Origin of the sequence: Nannocystis sp. RBIL2, from assembly GCF_026626745.1 — a bacterium.
In the GTDB taxonomy this organism is placed as follows: domain Bacteria; phylum Myxococcota_A; class Polyangia; order Nannocystales; family Nannocystaceae; genus Nannocystis.
The window spans coordinates 6011479-6026536 of record NZ_JAPNJW010000002.1 but is presented as its reverse complement, the minus strand read 5'-3'; the positions used below and the strand labels follow the sequence as shown (position 1 = coordinate 6026536).

The window sequence follows — 15058 nt, the reverse complement described above, 5'->3', positions numbered from 1 at the left end:
ACTATCTGTCTTTAAGGACATGACTTTCGGGTCACGTCTCGCTCGGACCTTCTCGTTCACGGCCTCGCCTTCACCTTGCTGCCTTTCTTCCGCGCCGCCAGCAGCGAGTCCATCGCCGGGGCCGGCACCACCAGCCACCAGTGGGGCACCACCTCGTCGAGCACCATGAGTCCGCCATTCGTGGCGTAGCCGAGGGACACCTTGAACTCGCCCTGTTCGACCACGCCCCAGCGGCCGAGCGGTACGCGGCCGCGGAATTCGTCGACCTCTTCCCTGGCCAGGGCCGCCGCGAATTCTTCGCGAGTCACCGCCACGTCGCCCTGCCCGGCCTCCGCCAGCGTCACCAAAAAAGCGCGCGCGTGCAGGCGGACGCCGACGATCCCCGACGCCCCGGTGATCTTGGCGAACAGCTCGGCCAGCCCCTCGCGGGTCTGCATGCGGAACGCCAGGGCGCCCAGGTTGTAGGCCGCGGTCACGCCCTCCTGATCCGCCTGGACCGCGCGCTCGAGCATCGCCATCGCCGCCGGCAGATCGCCCGAGTAAGCCGTCACCATCGCCGCGTTGTTGAGCGCCAGCGCCCGGTCCTTGCCGGTGTTGCGCTCGGCCAGCGCCGCGAACGCCTGACCCGCGCGCTGCAGCGACGCCTTGTCGCCCTCGCGCCCGGCGACCGCGTCGAGCGTCGCGCGGATCGTCAGCGCAGTGTCGGCGTCGACCGTCTCCGGCAGCGTCATCCCCGACTTCATCGCCGCCAGCAGCAGGTCGCCGTCTTCCCACAGCAGCGCCGCGTCGAGCTGCGCCCGGACCTGCTGCACCCGCAGGTCGGGGTCCTGCTGCAGCGCCGCCGGCAGCAGCGCGTTGGCCAATAGCCGCGCCTTGCGGGGATCGTCGGTCAGCCGCGTGCTCGAGAACACCAGCCGCCACGCGTCGCGCGACTCGGGGAACTTGCGCGTCAGCGCCATCGCCTTGTCCGGCAGCTTGCGCAGCGTCGCCATCCCCGCCTCGCGCTGCTTCGCCAAAAACTTCGGCATCGCTTCGCGCGTCAGCGTGAACAGCAGCTCGAGCAACGCCGCGCGCGCCGGGTCGTGGACGCGGAAGCCGCGGGTCAGCTCGAGCAGCTCGTCGAAGCGCGCGTCGAGGTCGGGCACCGGGGCATCGGGCGCGCGCGCGAGCTGGGCCGCGACCTCGGTGAACATCAGCGGCGAGATCGTGCCGAGCGCCACCTCGTAGTAGAGGCGGTCGTGGTTGGCCAGCTTGCGCGCCGCCCGGACGTGGCGGATCACCCCTTCGAGGTCGAACTGGCGCTGGATCGCCACCAGCCCGAGCCCCGTCTGCGGCCGCGCGTCGTTCGGGTGCGCCGCGGCCAGCCCCTCGAACGTCCGCTGCGCGTCGCCCTGCCGGTTCAGCTTCAGCAGCAGGTGCCCGCGCTCGAGCTGCTCCTCGAGCGACGTCGCCTGCGTCAACGCCAGCACCCGCCGCACCATCGTCCCCGTCGCATCGAGGTCGGCGAGTCGCTTCTTGAACGCCGCCGCCTTGTCGTCGCCCGGCTCGGCGGGCCCGAGCGCCTCGGCCTGCTTGCGCGCCGCGTCTGCGCAGGCGACGTCGAGCGCCGAGTGACACACGCCGACGAGCGCCGCCCAGTCGCCTCCGGTCGCGCGCTCGCCCTTGCGCTGCACCGCCAGCCGGCGCAGCGCCAGGCCCTCCTCGTACTGCTCGGCCTCGACCTTCGCCTGGCTCGCGCGCGCCAGCGCCTCCGGCACCGTCGGGTGATGCGGGTGCTCGCGCAGCAGCCGGGCCGTCGCGTGCATGTGCAACGCCGGCGCGCGCTCGACCGCCCGGCCCAGCGCCGCCACTGCCTCTTCGATCTGCTGCGCCTCGAGCTGCGCCTCCTTGCGCGCCATCTCGACCGCCATCTGCAGCATCTGCCCGAGCAGCCCGCTGCGCTGGAACATCCGCAGGCTGTGGACCACGCGGTACGCGTTCGTCAGCGCCGCCAGCAGCTCGGGGTCGTCGCTGCCGGCCGCGACCGCCCGCTCGGCCAGAATCAACCCGCGCGAGAACAACAGCGCGCCCTGCATCGTCGCCAGAGTGTCCTTGGTGTCGACCTTGTCCCACGCAGCGATCGCCTCGCGCGCCTCGGCCACCGCCTGCGGCGACTTCGGGTCGCCGGCCAGCGACGACTCGACCTTGCTCTTGAGCCAGGTCGGCAGCACCTCGTACATCGGCGGCTGCGGCCCGGGATCGAGGCGATCGGCGACCGCCGCGAGCTCCTCGTCGACCGCCTTCGGGGTCGCGGCCGCGGGCGTCGCGGCCGGCGTCGTGGTGGCGGGGGCGGGCTTGCACGCGGCCGCGAGGGCCACCACGAGCGCGAGTCGTCGCATCGACGCGAGCTTACCGCGAGCCGCGCAGCGCCGTCTCGACCGCCGGATCGCGCCACGACGCCCACAACCACAGCGCGGCCGCGAGCGCGAACGCGGCCGCGAGCACGAAGGCCCACTGCAGCCCGAACTCCGCCGCGTGCCCGGCCGCGCCCGAGCCGACGAAGCGCGCCGCGCCGTAGCACAGCGCCGCGTACAGCCCCTGCACCGAGTTGCGGAAGTCGGGCGAGGCCTTGTGATCGAGCACCATCGGCGGCAGCAGGTACAGGCTCATCACCACCGGCCCGTGCAGCACCTGCGTCGCCAGCACCGTCGTCGGCGTGGCCACGGCGGCCAGCAGCGCCATGCGGACGGTCATGCACGCCGCGCCGAACAGCATCAACGAGCGCACGCTCGTGCGGCGCAGGATCGCCGGGGCCAGGAACAGCCACGGCAGCTCGAACAGCACCCCGAGGTTCGACGCCAGGCCGACCCACGCCGGATCGATCCCGACCTCGACCACCAGCCGCGGGTAGAACGCGTAGAACACGCTGATCGACACGAACAGCAGCACCAGCGGCCCGACCAGCGCGAACGTCGACGGCCGCCGCAGCTCGGCCCACGCCGCCGCCGTCGGCACCGTCGTCGTGGCGCGCGGCTCGGGCACCACTCGCGGCAGCAGCGGCGCGCACACGACCGCCAGCGCCGCCGCGGCCGCGCCCGTCAACATCGCCGCGCGGCCGCCCGCGAGCCCCGAGTGCATCAGCGCGAACAGCACGAACGCCGGCGCCATGAAGCCGAGGCTGCCCCACACGCGCAGCGCCCCGTAGTCCGGCGGCGTCGCCCCGTTCGAGCGCGCGCGGGCCATCTCGGTGAACGCCAGCGCGTCGAGCAGCGGCGTCATCGGCGTGTACGCCAGCCCGAACGCCGCCGACAGCAAGAGCGGGACGACGAAGCCCTCGGCCCCCGCGAACACCAGCAGCACCGCGCACGACAGCGAGTAGCCGACGGCCACCAGAGTGCGCCCCGGCACCCTGCGGTCGGCCAGCGCCGCCATCACCGGCGGCGCGACCAGGACCGCGAGCCCGTAAGCCCCGGTGATCCAGCCGATCTGGCTGTCCGGTAACTTCAGGTCATGTCCCAAGAATACTGGCACATAGGGCAGGTACGCCCCCACCACCGCGTACAGCAGGAAGTAGTGGAGCTTGAAGCCCGCCGTGCGCATGCGGCTCAGCGGAACACGTGCTCGCGGTAGAACCGCAGCTCGGCGATCGACTCGCGGATGTCGTCGAGCGCGCGGTGGGTCTCGCGCTTGGCCGGCGCGCTGACCGTGGGGTACCAGCGGCGGACCAGCTCCTTGACCGACGACACGTCGATGTTGCGGTAGCTGAGGTGGCCGACGAGCGCGGGCATGTAGCGGATCAGGAACCGGCGGTCGTGGCCGATCGAGTTGCCGCACAGCGGCGACTTGCCGGGCGGGCAGTGGCTGCGGACCAGCTCGAGCACCTGCGCCTCGGCCTCGGCCAGCGCCACCGTCGACGCCTTGACCGCCGCGGTCAGCCCGCTGTTGCCGTGCTGGCGCGTGCACCACTCGTCCATCGCGTCCAGCACCGCGTCGGGCTGGTGGATCACGAGGTCGGGGCCCTCGGCGACGATGTTGAGGTCGCCGTCGGTGATGATCGCGGCGATCTCGAGGATCTGGCAGTGGTCGGGGTCGAGACCCGACATCTCGAGGTCGATCCACACGAGCGGCGGCGCGGCGTCCATGGCCGCGCGATCCTACTACGGCTCTTGCAGCGCCGCGAGCACCTGACCGATCTCCGCCAGCTCGGGATCGTCGGGCAGCGCCTTCTTCGCCGCCTCGAGCCGCTCCCACGCCCGGTCGATGGCCCCGGTGTCGCCGGGGTAGTACTGGATCGCCCGCAGCGCCGTCGCGTACGCCAGCACCGCCTCGCCCTTCTGCAGCCAGGCAGTGTCGCCCGACAGCAGCTCGATCAGCTTCCACTCGGCGGTGGTCTGCTTCTGCTCGCCGGACACCGCGTCGACCCAGTGGAGCTCGACCTGGAGCGTCGTGCTCATGTCGAGGTCGTCGACGCACGGGCGCAGGCGGCGGTGGATCACCGAGTTGTCGGTCGGCGCCGCGGTCACGTGGTCCGGGCCGAGGACCTCGGTGTCTGTCTGCGACTCGGACACCAGCTGGAGGCCCGGCGGCAGCGTGACGCGGACGTCGACCGACGACGCGGTCAGGCCGACCAGGCTGAGGAAGCGCTCGCCGAGCTGGGTCTCGGCCGCCTCGGCGCTGCCGACGTAGATCGAGGGCCCCGCGCCCGCGACGCCGATCGCGTCGATGAGGCCGCTGCGGTAGAGGCCCGGGTCGCCGACGCCGACGCCGATCGCGTGGACGCCGGTCTTGTTGGCGACGTCGCCGGCGCGCTTGGCCATCTCTTCGAGGTCGTCCTGGGTCGCGGTCGCGCCGCCGTCGCTGATCAGGATCAGGCGGTTGATGTCCTTCGGGACATACGCCTCGTCGGCCTGGGCGTAGCCGGCGGAGAGCGCCTGCGTCAGCTCGGCGGAGCCGCCGACGGTGAAGCCGTCGATCGCCGCCAGCAGCTTGGCGTCGTTCGGGCCGGTCACCATCGTCACCGGCAGCAGCGGCGGGTCGGCCTCGTTCCAGCTGACCACCGCCACAGTGTCGCCGGCGCGCAGCTCGGCCGCCAGCACGTGGCCGGCGCTCTTCAGCAGCTCGAGCGCCTTGCCCTCCATCGAGCCCGAGTTGTCGAGCGCGAGGGTCAAGTGGACCGGCGCGCGGTCGGCCTCGGCGAGCTCGGGGCCGCGGATCGCCACCTGCAGCTCGAAGATGTCCCCGAGTTCATCCTTGCTCGCGCGCAGCTGGGCCCCCGCGAGCAGCTGCCCCGGCGGCGCCAGCGGGTACGCGAACGTGTAATAGTTGAGGAACTCCCACGGGCGGATCGCCACGCTGATCAGCGACGGCCACTGCCCGAGCATCGCCTCGCGCGCGTGGGCCGGCGACGACATCGCGTCGGGGTCGCGCGCCGCCAGCCGCCACGCAGTGACCTGGTCGCCGCTGCACACGTCCTCCTCGGGGACGTTCTGCTGTTCTTTCTCGTCGGTCGGCGCCGGCTCGTCGGAGGGCGGGGCCGGCAGCTCGCTGGTGCCCGAGGTCGACTCGGACCCCGGGTCGTCGCCAGTGGTGGTGTAGGACCCGCCGGACGCGGCCGAGGTGCCGTCATTGCCTTCCGTGTCGCCTTGCGAGGCGGACAGCGAATCACCCGAGGCGAACCCGCCGAGGGCGTCGCTGTCGGTCTCCCCGCCGTCGCCGCCGAGGTTGGCCGCCGACGAGCAGCCCGTCGCCAGCACCCACAAGCCGAGCGCGACTCCGGGTCCACGCCGCGACCGCGCTCGCGGTGCTTGCTCGGTGCGAACTGCGTCCGCGAGGGGAACGGCAGCGGCGGCAGAGGTTGGCAGACACGCAGGGGGGGACCCGCGAAGAGAGGGCATGGCGACCTCAGACAAGGAGTAATTCAGTGGGGGGCCGAGGCCCGGGGCCCGAGGGCCCGTCCGAAGCCCCGAACGGGGCCTGCGGAGCGCAAGCTTGAATTCAAGAGGCCGAACTCGGCCCGAGTTCAGTATATCGGGCCTCGCTGCGACGCGCCAACCCGCGGCAGCGACCCGACCGGCCCCGGCGAGCGCAGACCGGCGTCAACTCGCGGGCCGTCCGAGCACCCGGTCGAGTGCGGCGCGGATCCATGCGATGTGATCGTAGTCGGAGCGGCCGCTGATGGCCTGCGGCGCCACGATCCGCGCGACCACGTGTCCGGGTGGGTCATGCGGTTCGGCCGGGCGCTCCACGAGGTGGATATCCACCTCTTCCGGACACGCGCTGCACCGCGGCAGCGCGACCTGACCGCCGTAGGCGTCGACGCAGTCACGATAGTGCAGCCCGATGACCTCCGGGGCCTCGACCGCGAAGCCCGAGCGGTCGAATTCTCCCAGCCGCGCCATCACCAGGCCCATCCCGTGCAGGAAGTAAGTCGCCTGTTGCAGCGCCGGCAGGTCGCGCGACAGGCCGTCGAGCTCGAGGTCGACGCTGCCGAAGCGCCGCATGCCGCGGGTCGTGAGGCGCACCGCCTCGGGCTGCCGCGGATCGATGAACGGGACCACTGCGACCTGGTCGGCGACGTTGCCGAGGCTGGCCTGCAGCCGGCGCGCAGCGAACGCCGCCGGCCCGAAGGTCTCGAGAGTGTCGGGGTCGTGGACGAGCGCGCCGGTGTCGGCGGCGACCGCCCGGACCAGCGCCTGCAGAAGCCGAAGCCCGCGCACCCCGTTCTGGTTGCGATACAGCGCGCGCACCATCACCAGCTGAGTGCGCTCGGGCAGGCTGGCCCGCTCCTCGGGCTCGAGCGCCCGCGTCAGCTCGGGGTCGGCGAGCAGCTTCGGCTCGACCGCCGCGGCCGGCAGCGCGTCGATCTCCAGCCCCAGCAGGTCGGTGGTCGCCCAGATCCTCGCCGCCGCCTCGGGGTCGAGCGGCTGCTCGTCACTGGCCTTCGGGACAGCCTGGTCCGGCCCGTGCAGCGCGCTCATGTCCGCGCGCGGCGGCGTGGCCACGAGGTCGAGCAGCAGCGCGACCTCCGGGTCGTCGACGCTCTCGGCGAACATGCGGCGCACGATCGCCTGCAGCTCCTCGCGCGTCGGGGCCGGCCCGGGCGGGCCGGGTAGCAGCAGCACGTACCCGAAGGTGATCCGGTCGGCGAACACCACCCGGTGAGCGGCAGCCTCGGCCCGGCGCGCCTCTTCGGCCGCCAGCTCCTCCGGGGTCGGCGCCGGCGGGATCGCCTCCTTCGCCTCGCTCGGCGCCGGCTGCTCCGGCGCGCTCGCGCGCTCACGCGCCGGCTCGGCCGGGCGCCCGCACGCCAGGGTGAACGTCAGGACATGCCCCCAAAGACATGTCTTCTTAAACATTGTCCCCAGGGCCATGTCCTTCCTGACCTGTCCCGAAGTTCACACGGCCTCCGCGTGGCGGCCGATCAGCGCCGCCACCAGAGCCGGCTCGACGTTGCCGCCCGACAGGATGACCCCGACCCGGCGCCCGCGCAGGGCCCCGGACAGCGCCGCTGCCAGCCCGGCCGCGCCGGACGGCTCGACCAGGACCTTGGCGTGCAGCAGCAGGGCCACCAGCGCGCGCCCCAGCGCCTCGTCGTCGACCTCGAAGCTGCCGCGGACCACCCGACGGGCGATCTCGAAGTTCTGCTGGCCGACGCGGACCGGCTTGAGCCCGTCGGCCAGGGTCGGCCCCGGCGGCACCGGCACGCGCTCGCCGGCGCGGAGGCTCTGGGCCAGGGCGTTGCAGGTGCCGGGCTCGGCGCTGTGGACCGCGATGTCGGCGGCCTCGGCCACGAGGCAGGCGCCGGCGAGGAGGCCGCCGCCGCCGACCGGCACGACCAGCGCGTCGAGCTTCGACCCACGGGCCGCGACCTCCTCGACCAGCTCGAGGGTCGCGGTGCCCTGGCCGGCGATGATGTCGGCGTCGTCGAACGGGTCGACGATGGCCCCGCCGGTGCGCTCCTGGACGGCGAGCGCCGCCGCCCGCCGCTCGTCCGAGGTGGTGCCGGCGAACACGATCTCGGCCCCGAGCGCGCGCACGCCCGCGACCTTGACCGCCGGGGCGTCGACCGGCATGGCGATCGTCGCCGGCACCCCGAACTCGCGCGCGGCCAGGGCCACGGCCTGCGCGTGGTTGCCGGAGCTGAAGGTGATCACGCCGCGGCCGCGGGTCTCGGGGCTCATGCGCCCCACCGCGTGCAGCGCCCCGCGCGCCTTGAACGCCCCGATCCGCTGCAGGCACTCCGCCTTGAGCCACAGCTCCGCGCCGGCCAGCGCGTCGAGGGCCGGCGAGCGCAGCACCGGCGTCCTCACGACCTTCCCGGCGAGGCGCTCCGCCGCGGCGCGCACGTCTTCGACGGACATCGTCACGCGCGCCAGGCTACACCGGCGGCCGCGGCTTTGGTACGACTCTCCCGCTCGTGGCCCTCGGACCCGCCTTTCGCCCGCCCACGTGGGCGCTGTTCGCACTCGCCGCCCTCGCCGTCGTCGCGCTGAGCGCCTGGTCGATCGCCGCCTGCGGCCCCTGGGACCCGTGGGAGACCCACTACGGCGAGGTGGCGCGGCAGATCCTGCTGCGGAACGACCCGCTCGACCTGTGGTGGAAGCCCGGCGTCGGCCCCGACGGCAACGCCGAGAACACCTTCTGGTCCAAGCCGGCCCTGCCGTTCTGGCTGATGGCGCTGAGCATGAAGCTGCTCGGCGTCGGCCTCGGCGCGGCCCCCGACGAGATGGTGCGCGCCCCCTGGCCGGAGCTGGCGATCCGCCTGCCGAGCATGCTCACGGGCCTGGCCTGCGCGGTCTTCCTCGGCTGGGCCTGCGCCCGCCTGCTCGCCGCCGCCCGTCCGGCCGACCCCGGCCAGCCGGTGCGCGCCGGCTTTTACACCGCCCTCGCCCTCGTCACCATGCCGCAGTGGGCGATCGTCAGCCGGCAGGCGCTGACTGACATGTTCTTCGTCGCCCCGGTGACCCTGGCCATGGCCGCCTGGGCCCTCGCCTGGCTGCGCCCCGACCGACCCCTGCGCCGCCGCGCCCTCGTCACCCTGCTCCCGCGCCGCCTCCGCGCCCGATTCGTGAACCGCGACGACGGCCCCGACGGTCATGTTCTTTCCGACATGTCCATTAGGACATCCACGTCTGTCGCGCGCGCCGCCGCCGCGAGCGCGCCGACGAGCGAGCACATGTCCCGAGAGCCAGGCGCATCGGCCGACGACCTGTCCCCGCCGACAGCTTCACCCGCCCTCGCAGTCCGCGCGGACGGGGCCGATCTCCCGCGCGCCGCCGCCGCTCCGAACCCCGAGCTGCGCGCCGCCGAGGCCGCCCACGCCGACCTGTCCCTTCCGACAGCCTCGCACGCCGGCCCCGCCGACCTGTCCCTTCCGCCCGCCGCCCCCGCGCCCACCGGCTGGCGCGCCCGCCTGGCTGGCGTCGCTCGCTGGACCGTCCCGTGGGACGCCGCCTACCTCGGCTTCCTCCTCCTCTTCCTGCTCGCGGTGGTCGCCCCGATCGTCGCCCTCGACCTGCACGTCAGCAGCGACCACACCGTCGCGCGCGTGTCTCGCTTCGTGAAGAAGCCCGGCGTCCCCAACTTCGCCAGTCTGGTGAAGATCCACCTGGTCATGCTCGGCTACGCCGCGGTGGCCCTGCTGGTGCTGCTGCGGACCTTCCGCTGGCGCACCCGCGCCCAGGTGTGGATGGGCGTGCTCTACCTCGCCGCCGGCGTCTCGCTGGTCGGCAAGGGCATGATCGGCCCCGGCCTCGTCGGCCTGCTCGTGCTGCTGCACCTGCTCGTCAGCGGCCGCCTCACCCTCACCAACCTGTGGCGCTGCGGCCCGCTGACGGGCCTCCTGCTGTTCGCGCTGGCCTCGCTGCCGTGGCACCACGCCATGTGGATCTACCGCGGCGACTCGTGGCTCAACGAGCTGATCATCGTCAACAACCTGGCCCGCTTCGGCAGCGGCGAGCAGGACCAGGCCGTCGGCGGCTTCGCCTACTACCTGCGCACCCTCGGCGTCGCCGCCCTGCCGTGGTCGGCCGCCCTGCCCGCCGCGCTGTGGGCCGCCGCCCGCCACCTCCGCCATGATGGCACCTCGGGACATGTCCCCAGCGACATGGCCCAACCGACAGGTCCCGGAGGACATGCCCTCGCGACCAGCACCGCCGCCGCGCCCGCCCCGAGCTCGTCCGAGCTGTGGCGCTTCGCCCTGCTGTGGTTCTGCGCCACCCTGGCGCTGTTGACCACCAGCGTCACCAAGTACTACCACTACCTGCTGCCGACCCTGCCGCCGCTGGCCCTGCTGCTGGGCCTGTGGCTGAGCGAGCCGGCCCCGGCCGCGCAGGGCCGCAAGCTCGCGTGGGCGGCGGCCGGCCTCGGCACCGCCCTGCTGGCGCTGGTCCTGCGCGACGCGATCGTCGAGCCGGCGTGGATCACCCACCTCACCACCTACCTCTACGACCACATGTGGCGCAACGGCGCGCCCGAGACCACGGGACTCGTCGCCTGCGCCTTGCCGTTCGCCCTGGGCCTCGCGCTGTGGGCCGCGCGGCGCCAACAAGCCGCGCTGGTCGCCATGCTGCTCGCCGGCTTCATCACCCTCCACTACACGCTCAACAGCTACCTGCCGGCCGTGTCGGAGCACTGGTCGCAGCGCTCGGCGATCCGCCACTACTACGACCACCGCGGCCCCGACGACCCGCTGGCCAGCTGGTGGTTCTACTACCGCGGCGAGACCTTCTTTACGAAGGGCGCGGTGTGGGTGCAGAAGGAAGCCGACCGCGAGACCCTGGCCGAGCTGATCGACGCCAACCGCGGCCACGGCCGCAACGTCTGGATCATCACCACCGGTGGCCACGGCGCCCGCGCCAAGAGCTCCCTCCCCGCCGACCTCCGCTCCCGCAGCGAGGTCGCCTACGAGAACGCCCACTACACCCTGCTCAAGGTCCCTGTCCCGTAGGACCTGTCCAGAGGGACATACGAGCTCTCTCGGCCGACCACGCGGGACCGACGTCGACCCCCCGACGCCGCGAGAGGAGCGTCGGCTCCCCGGGCGATCTCCTCCTTCGCCTCGGAGCACCCACCAGCCCACCTCTCACGACCACAGCCTCGCGGCGCCCTCGCTCGCTGCGGCCGCCGCCGTCCCGCGTGGGGAACGCCTCACGAACGCGCCCACGACGCGGGGCGCCTGCAACGCGGGCGCCACCGGTCAAGCCTCATGACTGAAAGGACATGCCCTTTAGGGCATGTCCCGGGAGCATCAGGAGCGCAGCGCCGGCCGCTCGCGGGCCGGCGGCAGCGCGGCGATCACGTCGCTCGCGCACGCCTCGAAGCACTTTTTAAAGGCGGTCTCCTGCGTCGTCTCGAGCTGCTTGGCGGCCGCGCGGCGGGACAGACCCTTGCGGTGGGCGTCGAGGGCCAGCGCGTAGCTGGCCTCCGGCAGGGACAGGCCGGCTCGCATGTTCCGCAGGTCGACCCCGCAGCCGCCGCCGCAGCAGGCGTTCTCGAACATGTAGGCGCCGTTGGCCACCCACACCCCGAGGCCGAGGGAGATCGCCGCCAGCTCGGCCGCGGCCTCGCCGTCGATCTCCGCGAGTGCCGGCGACGGCGACGGTTGTATCCACAAACCGATCCGTCCCAGTTCGCGGGCCAGGTTGCCGAGCAGCAGCGACGGCGCGCGGAACACCTGCGGCATCACCACCAGCGCGAGTTCGGACCCGCGCGCGAACGTGTGAAGCAAGTGTCCGGACGGATCGCCGAGCACCTTGAAGCCCGGCGGTACTGCCGCGGAGCCTGCCCCCGGCGGCGCCAGCGTGATCTCGACGTCGCCCTGGCCGATGTGCTCCTGGGCGACGCACACCAGCTCGAACAGCGCGTCGAGGTCGCGCGGCGCAGCCTTCTTCAGCGGCGAGTCGGACACCCACTGCTGCTTGCGCGCCGGTGGACCCAGGTGGGCGACCACTGCGGCGAGGCTGCGCGCCAGCCAGGTGCGGGTCTCGGGGTCGGGGACGAACTCCGGGGCCTTCGCGGCCCGCTCTCCGAACTGCAGCATCTTCCGCTGCAAGATAGCAGCAAGGGCGCGCGCCTGCAGGCCGCACCGCGTGCGCGACGCCCCTTCGCCGGCTCACCGCGAGTTGCAGCCCCGCAAGGCGCACCGCGGCTCGTCGAGGGCCCGCGGCGCCCGGGCCCCTGTCGAGAGCAGCCCGACCGGTCCGGGTCCGAGGGCGGTCCGCGGTCGCCCGCGATCGCATGGAGTCCCGCGTCTCCGTTCGCTGCACGCTCGCGATCACCCGTGCGATGTGCTTCGCACCCCTCGGTGCGCACCGCGCAGTTTTTTTCTGCTGCGATTCGGGTACTGTCGATCTCGGGTGATACTGGCCTCGCGTCTCGGTCGACTCGTCGGACCGCGCCTCGCAGCGCTGGCGGTCCTGTTCGTCACTGCGCTGGCGGTCACGCCGGCGCTCGCCGCCGACAGGCACGTCGTCCCCGACATCCGCGGCGAGACGCAGCCTCAGTCGCGCGCCGGCGCCCGGCTCGTGCGGCTGCCGCTGACGGTCCACGTCGCCACCGGCGCGGACAAGGTCGTGTTCGACCTGCGCCGCCTCAACCGCGCCGTATGGCGCGCCAACGAGGCCCTGCGCGCCTCCGGCATCGAGGTCTACGTCGCCCGCGTCGAGCTCCTGCCCGAGGGCTTCGCCGCGGTCCGTCACCGCCGCGATCGCCGGCACCTCGCCAAGTTCGCCGCCCCCGACGGCACCGTCCACGTCTTCCTCGTCGGCAACCTCGAGCTCGGCGGGTCGCGCCGCGCCGACCGCAGCGTCCGCGGCCTCCACTGGCGCTACCGCGGCCTGCTCGGCAAGATGCGCAACCGCGAGTACCTCATCGTCAGCAACGACGCCCCCGCCACCACCTTCGTCCACGAGCTCGGCCACCTCTTCGGCCTCGAGCACGACACCTCGCACCAAAACCTGATGTGCTCGTGCCGCCAGGGCCCGCGCCAGATCTTCACCCTCGACCAGGGCCGGCGCATGCGCAGCGGCGCCCTCGCCTTCGTCGCCCGCCAGCCCTGAGCCCCTGTCCCCGAGGACAGGCCGCGCAGGACGGGCGCGGCGACATGCCTTGAAGCACATGCCCGGATGAACATGCCCTCATGGGCATGTCCCTCGAGCCAGCTTCAATCGTCGTCGTCCTCGACGGCCTCGCCCGCCTCTTCCAGCGCGTTGGCGGCGTCGGCCGTCACCCGCTTCGGCGGCGGCGCCACGACCGGCTGCAGGCGGGCGCGCGGGGGCGGCGGCGCGGCGATGGCCGCCCACTCGCCGCCGAGCGGCTGCAGCAGCGCGGCCAGCCCGTCGATCGCAGTGCGCACCAGCTCCGGGTCGCCGCCGGCCAGCACCGCCCGCGCGTCGCGCAGGCCGCCCTCCACCGTCGCGCGCACCTCGGGCGCCAGCTTCTCCTGCTCGCCGAGGATCCGCTCGCAGCGCTGGACCATGCCCTCGAGCCGCGTGCGCCGCTCGTGCGCCTCGCGTTCGAGCCGCGCCGCGGCCTCGCGCTCGCGCGCCGCCTCGACCATCGCAGTCAGCTGCTCCTCGGCGATCCCCCCGCGCTCGCGCACGATCAGCCGCGCCTCCTTGCCGCGCAGCAGCTCGCGCACCGACAGCTCGAGCACCTGGTTGTCGTCGACCCGCAGCTTGACCTCGACCTCGGGCCGGCCCGTCACCACGAAGCTGGCCAAAAGGTCATCTTCCTCGGCCCCCCGGTCGCCCTGAAACAACCGCGCCTCCGCGGAGGCCCGCCCGTCGCCCGGCGTGTGCAGCACCACCGCAGTCTCGGCCGGCACCGCCGCGCGCGCAGTCAACAGCGTCTGCACCTCGCCGCCCGACAGCCGCACCACCAGCGGATGCACCAGCGCCTCGTGGACCCGCACCTCCGGGTGCCGCGACGCCAGCAGCCCGGCGAGGATCGCCGCCCCGCGCGCGACGGTGTCGACCGTGTCCAGCTTGCTCGACGGAATCTTTTTAAAGATCGCCTCGACCTTCTCGTGGAGCGCGGGGATCCGGCAGGTCCCGCCGAGCAGCATGATGTCGCCGACGCGCTCGAGGGCCACCCCCGACTCCTCGAACACGCGACCCACGAGCCCCGCGATCCGCTGAACCACGTCGCCGGCCAGCTTCTCGAGCCGCGCCTGCGTCAACTTGGCCGCCAGGTGCTTCGGGCCCGCCTCGTCGGCGCTGAGGAACGGCAGGTGGACCTCGACGTCCTTGCGCTCCGACAGCGCGACCTTGGCCTTCTCGGCGGCGTCGCGGATCCGCGAGCGCACCAGCTCGGCGTCGCCGCCCTCCTCGCCGCGCTCGCTCAGCAGCCACTCGGCGATCCGCCCGTCGATGTCCTCGCCGCCCATCGCCAGCCCCCGCTGGGCCAGCACCGAGATCTCGCGCTCCTTGATCTCCACCACCGCGCAGCTCACCCCGCCCGCGCCGGCGTCGACGAGCACGATCACCTCGTCGTCGACACCTGTCCTTTCGGCCTGGTAGAGCAGCGCCGCCGCGGTGGTCGAGTGGACCAGCCGCCTCACCTCGAGCCCGCCGAGCCGGCACGCGTGCAGCAGCGCCCGCCGCTGCGCGTCGCCGAAGTAGACCGGCACCGTCACCACCGCGTGCAGCACCGGCTCGCCGAGCTGCTCCTCCGCGACCGCCCGCACCTCTGCGACCTGCGCGGCCACCAGCGCCTGCGGCAAGATCGCGTGCTCGCCCAGCTTGACCGACGCGTCCCCGTGCTCGGCCCGCACCAGCGTCTGCGGCTGCCACACCCCCGGCGTCACCGCCTCGAAGCGGCGCCCGAGCAGCCGGTGCACGTACAGCTGGCTGCCGTCCGGCCGCAGCAGCGCCATCCGCCGCGCCCGGTCCCCCACCACCACCGCGCCCTCGCCGTCGATCGCCACCGCCGCAGGCAGCACCATCACGCCCTTGCCCTGCAGCAGCGCCGACGCGCGACCGTGCTCGAAGATCCCCACGGTGCAGCGCGTCGTCCCCAGATCGATCCCGATCGCCGTGCTCATGCGCGGCGCACTCTTGCAACCCCCGCCAGCCCTGTC

10 protein-coding genes are annotated in these 15058 nt (G+C 73.3%); 2 read left to right on the top strand and 8 right to left on the bottom strand.

The genetic code is table 11. The features are described 5' to 3' along the window. Positions 1 to 56: 56 nt before the first annotated feature. The 6 genes from OV090_RS48690 to OV090_RS48665 all read right to left on the bottom strand — a co-directional run bounded on the left by OV090_RS48690 (position 57) and on the right by OV090_RS48665 (position 8339). Positions 57 to 2378, bottom strand: coding sequence for a hypothetical protein (locus OV090_RS48690; RefSeq protein ID WP_267711975.1), 2322 nt, complete (start codon positions 2376 to 2378; stop codon positions 57 to 59). A gap of 10 nt (positions 2379 to 2388) precedes the next feature. Further along, positions 2389 to 3579, bottom strand: a complete 1191-nt coding sequence (locus OV090_RS48685) for an MFS transporter (protein WP_267711974.1) — start codon at positions 3577 to 3579, stop codon at positions 2389 to 2391. Between the two features lie 5 nt (positions 3580 to 3584). After that, a complete protein-coding gene (gene orn, locus OV090_RS48680) occupies positions 3585 to 4121 on the bottom strand; it encodes an oligoribonuclease (RefSeq protein WP_267711973.1) in 537 nt (178 codons plus the stop codon). A gap of 15 nt (positions 4122 to 4136) precedes the next feature. Beyond that, positions 4137 to 5732 carry a VWA domain-containing protein gene (locus tag OV090_RS48675; protein ID WP_267711972.1) on the bottom strand — a complete coding sequence of 532 codons (1596 nt, stop codon included), beginning with the start codon at positions 5730 to 5732 and terminating at the stop codon, positions 4137 to 4139. Positions 5733 to 6074: 342 nt separating this feature from the next. Next, the gene (locus OV090_RS48670; protein WP_267711971.1) at positions 6075 to 7349 is read right to left on the bottom strand and encodes a hypothetical protein; all 1275 of its coding nucleotides are present in this window, start codon (positions 7347 to 7349) and stop codon (positions 6075 to 6077) included. 24 nt (positions 7350 to 7373) lie between these two features. After that, the gene (locus OV090_RS48665; RefSeq protein WP_267712140.1) at positions 7374 to 8339 is read right to left on the bottom strand and encodes a threonine/serine dehydratase; all 966 of its coding nucleotides are present in this window, start codon (positions 8337 to 8339) and stop codon (positions 7374 to 7376) included. Positions 8340 to 8395: 56 nt separating this feature from the next. On the opposite strand from OV090_RS48665, the gene OV090_RS48660 reads away from it, so the two are divergent. After that, complete coding sequence (locus tag OV090_RS48660) at positions 8396 to 10927, top strand: hypothetical protein (protein ID WP_267711970.1); 2532 nt, start codon at positions 8396 to 8398, stop codon at positions 10925 to 10927. A gap of 300 nt (positions 10928 to 11227) precedes the next feature. Here OV090_RS48660 and OV090_RS48655 read toward each other — a convergent pair whose 3' ends face one another. Then, on the bottom strand, positions 11228 to 12019 hold the full coding sequence (locus OV090_RS48655; RefSeq protein ID WP_267711969.1) for a hypothetical protein: 792 nt from the start codon (positions 12017 to 12019) through the stop codon (positions 11228 to 11230). 316 nt (positions 12020 to 12335) lie between these two features. Between OV090_RS48655 and OV090_RS48650 the strand changes: the two genes are divergently transcribed. After that, positions 12336 to 13037 (top strand): M12 family metallo-peptidase, encoded by a 702-nt coding sequence (locus OV090_RS48650; protein ID WP_267711968.1) that lies wholly within the window; start codon positions 12336 to 12338, stop codon positions 13035 to 13037. A gap of 104 nt (positions 13038 to 13141) precedes the next feature. Here the strand turns inward: OV090_RS48650 and OV090_RS48645 are convergent, their stop codons facing one another. Continuing rightward, positions 13142 to 15022, bottom strand: a complete 1881-nt coding sequence (locus OV090_RS48645) for an Hsp70 family protein (protein WP_267711967.1) — start codon at positions 15020 to 15022, stop codon at positions 13142 to 13144. Positions 15023 to 15058 lie beyond the last annotated feature (36 nt).

What these genes read in the sequence shown, in the direction of transcription:
- OV090_RS48690 (WP_267711975.1), bottom strand. Translation starts at nt 2,378, where the DNA reads ATGCGACGACTCGCGCTCGTGGTGGCCCTCGCGGCCGCGTGCAAGCCC.
- OV090_RS48685 (WP_267711974.1), bottom strand. Translation starts at nt 3,579, where the DNA reads ATGCGCACGGCGGGCTTCAAGCTCCACTACTTCCTGCTGTACGCGGTG.
- orn (WP_267711973.1), bottom strand. Translation starts at nt 4,121, where the DNA reads ATGGACGCCGCGCCGCCGCTCGTGTGGATCGACCTCGAGATGTCGGGT.
- OV090_RS48670 (WP_267711971.1), bottom strand. Translation starts at nt 7,349, where the DNA reads ATGGCCCTGGGGACAATGTTTAAGAAGACATGTCTTTGGGGGCATGTC.
- OV090_RS48665 (WP_267712140.1), bottom strand. Translation starts at nt 8,339, where the DNA reads ATGTCCGTCGAAGACGTGCGCGCCGCGGCGGAGCGCCTCGCCGGGAAG.
- OV090_RS48655 (WP_267711969.1), bottom strand. Translation starts at nt 12,019, where the DNA reads ATGCTGCAGTTCGGAGAGCGGGCCGCGAAGGCCCCGGAGTTCGTCCCC.
- OV090_RS48645 (WP_267711967.1), bottom strand. Translation starts at nt 15,022, where the DNA reads ATGAGCACGGCGATCGGGATCGATCTGGGGACGACGCGCTGCACCGTG.